The sequence below is a fragment of the Cytobacillus sp. GQ23 genome, assembly GCF_059758675.1.
The window spans coordinates 1-3,017 of sequence record NZ_JCAXER010000062.1; the positions used below are offsets into that span (position 1 = coordinate 1).

A 3,017-nucleotide genomic window follows, 5' to 3' on the forward strand; every position below is an offset into this window, starting at 1 on the left:
GATAAAAGGACTGCCCAATTACCAGGCAGTCCTTCAAAAATTATTTAGCTTTTTTTGCTTTGGACACAGCATTCATGACACTTGCTGCAAGACCGCCCCAGATAATGAGCATCCCAACCACCATCATTGTAATTGCACTTCCAGACATTATTGAGATACCTCCTTATCAACTGGTATTGTAAGCTTAGACTGTGTATCGTTCTTTTTAATGGCCATAAATACAAATCCTAAGATAATGGCTCCTATTGCTACTCCCCATCCGGTATAGAGAAGGAAGCTGGTAGGATACCCTTCATAATTCTCTTTAATATTCGTAATGATATTTTGAACCATCATATACCCAAGCACAATTGGCGTAATTGCTGTCAAGCAAACTTTCCACCAGGAACCAAGTCTAATATCAGAAACAGCATCTGCATGGTTCTGAAGATTTTTCAGCTCTTTTAACACCCAGCCTACAATAACTACCTGCACTAATCCTGCTAAGGCAACGCCAAATTGGTTGATGAAGTAGTCTGCTGCATCAAGGAAGTATAAACCGCCCTGTGTCGCAAAGAGGATGGAAATAACAGCAGATAAACCTCCGCCTACAAAAACTGCTTTATTACGTGAAACATTAAACTTATCCTGCACACCAGCAACAAATGTTTCAACAATTGAGATTAACGATGTTAAACCGGCAAGTGTTAAACAGATAAAGAAGAAGGAACCAAATAAGCCATTTAAAGCAGGGAATTCGTTAATGATCTGCGGGAATACAACGAATGCCAATCCCACACCTGATGATACAACCTCATTAATGCCTACACCCTGCTGTGCAGCCATAAATCCTAATGCCGCAAATACACCGATACCGGCAAGAAGTTCAAAACCGGAGTTTGCAAAGCCGGTAATGAAGGCGCTGTTTGTCAAATCCGTTTTCTTTGGAAGGTAGCTTGAATAGGTTACCATGATGGCAAATCCAATCGATAAGCTGAAGAAAATCTGGCCGTAGGCCGCAACCCAGACTTTAGGATTCGCTATCATTTCCCAGTTTGGCTTAAAGAATGCATCTAAACCAGCAGCAGCTCCATCAAGAGTCAACGCGCGAACAACAATAATTAGGAATAATACTACAAGGACAGGAATAAAGATTTTGTTCGCAATTTCGATACCTTTTTTAATCCCTTTAAATAGAATACCAAGTGTCACAACCCAAACAATAACTAAAGGTATGAATACTCCAGGTACAATTCCGCCTACATCTCCAGGTGTTTCTGCAAGCTTTAAATATTCTCCAAATAGGAATCCGTTTGGATCGTCACCCCATTTTAGGTTAAACGAAAAGCCGGCATATGACATTGCCCATGCGATGATAACTGCATAATAGGTTGAGATTACAAATGAAATGGCGACCTGCCACCAGCCCAGCCATTCGTATTTTTTACTTAATCTTGCATAAGACAAAGGTGCAGATCCGCGATACTTATGGCCAATTGTAAATTCCATGATCAAAAGCGGAATACCTGCTGTCAGCAAGGCAAACAAATATGGAAAAAAGAATGCTCCCCCTCCATTTTCATAAGCAACTGCCGGGAAACGCCAAATGTTCCCTAGACCAATTGCTGAACCCACAGCTGCCATAATAAATCCAGCTCTGGATCCCCACTGCGGACGATTATCCATAGTAAATCCTACCCCCTGTAAATTCTCCCAATTAAAAAGAACAATGGGAACTTTTTATATTTTCAGATAATTAAATCTAACTAAGCCTAGTATAGCTATTTTTTGATACTCTGTCAAAACATTATTTTCCTAATAGTAATATTTTTCGAAAAAATTAGTTTTAGTACAATACCATGGTAAAGCGTGTAAGATTATTAATATATTCCTATTTTAATTTCCATTTAGATTCCACCCGGCGAAGAGTTATTTTACCAAAACTGACCGGAGTAATTCCTTGTACTCACCCCCCTTGTAAAACTTATTCCTGAAACTTAAAAACTTTCATTAATTATTTGATAATTCAAAATAATATCTTGATGATTCCAAAATTAACCTCGTTTGGTCTTCTTGGCCGCGGGAATATAACCAATGTGCTTAAATTTTTCCAAATAACTTAAGAGAAAATAAGGAGGTTTTTACAAATGGATACCACTATTATTGGAGTTTATAATTCACAAAGGGAAGTAGTAGATTCTATTCAAGAACTGCAAAATGACGGCTACCCTGTTCAGGATCTTTCAATCATTGCGCAGACCGAACATCTGGATACATCTCTTGAAGATAAAACCGGTGTTCATACAGAGACCTTCGAGACTAAGAATAGAGACAGCAGTGAAAGTGCTGGTTTCTTAAATAGTCTGGCATCCTGGTTTGATGATGACCGTATGAGCAGTGATTCTGCAGGTGAAAAGTTCAGAGAATTGGGCATGTCAGAGGATGAAGCCCGCAAATATGAAACGTATGTGAATGAAGGGAAAATCATTTTATACAGTGATAGAATTGATGCTGCAGCCGGCTTTACCGGTGCCGGGACAGCTGAAGCCGAAGTGGACAGCACTTACACTGGCGGATATGATGCGCTAAGAAATTCAGCTGCAGATGATGAGCAATCATTAAAACTGCGGGAGGAACAGCTGGATGTGTCTAAGGAACGTGTACAGACCGGGGAGGTTGAAATCCATAAAGACGTTGTGGAAGAACAAACAACAGTTAATGTACCGGTGGAGCATGAAGAGGTATATGTAGAAAGAAGAAAAGTGGATGATGTGGCCGGTGTAAGCTCCTCACCTATTGCAGATGATGAAACAATCAGGATTCCTATTACTGAAGAACGTGTGGAAGTTACCAAAAAGCCTGTTGTCACGGAAGAAATTGTAGTGGGCAAACGGGAAGTTCAGGAAACTCAGCAGGTAACAGAAAATCTAAAAAAAGAAGAAGCCCGCCTTGAAGGCAATGAACACATTACTGAAGATAAAGATTTAAATAGAAAAAATAATAACTTGTAAATAAAAGGGTTCCCTCTGAGGGAACCC

Annotated in this window: 3 protein-coding genes; 1 reads left to right on the forward strand and 2 read right to left on the reverse strand. The window is 39.7% G+C overall.

Features of this window, described 5'->3' with window-relative positions; genetic code table 11:
- Window positions 1–40 precede the first annotated feature (40 nt).
- Together AC6CHU_RS25780 and AC6CHU_RS25785 are read right to left on the reverse strand one after the other, a co-directional pair.
- A complete protein-coding gene (locus tag AC6CHU_RS25780) occupies window positions 41–148 on the reverse strand; it encodes a methionine/alanine import family NSS transporter small subunit (protein ID WP_159867978.1) in 108 nt (35 codons plus the stop codon).
- Window positions 148–1,665 carry a sodium-dependent transporter gene (locus tag AC6CHU_RS25785; protein WP_159867981.1) on the reverse strand — a complete coding sequence of 506 codons (1,518 nt, stop codon included), beginning with the start codon at window positions 1,663–1,665 and terminating at the stop codon, window positions 148–150. The genes AC6CHU_RS25780 and AC6CHU_RS25785 overlap by 1 nt, the downstream gene beginning before the upstream one ends.
- A gap of 461 nt (window positions 1,666–2,126) precedes the next feature.
- Here AC6CHU_RS25785 and AC6CHU_RS25790 point away from each other — a divergent pair, with 461 nt between their 5' ends.
- Window positions 2,127–2,990 (forward strand): YsnF/AvaK domain-containing protein, encoded by an 864-nt coding sequence (locus tag AC6CHU_RS25790; RefSeq protein WP_498123152.1) that lies wholly within the window; start codon window positions 2,127–2,129, stop codon window positions 2,988–2,990.
- The last annotated feature ends 27 nt before the right edge of the window (window positions 2,991–3,017 follow it).

Coding starts and splice junctions, on each gene's coding strand:
- AC6CHU_RS25780 (WP_159867978.1), bottom strand. CDS start 148: ATGTCTGGAAGTGCAATTACAATGATGGTGGTTGGGATGCTCATTATC.
- AC6CHU_RS25785 (WP_159867981.1), bottom strand. CDS start 1,665: ATGGATAATCGTCCGCAGTGGGGATCCAGAGCTGGATTTATTATGGCA.
- AC6CHU_RS25790 (WP_498123152.1), top strand. CDS start 2,127: ATGGATACCACTATTATTGGAGTTTATAATTCACAAAGGGAAGTAGTA.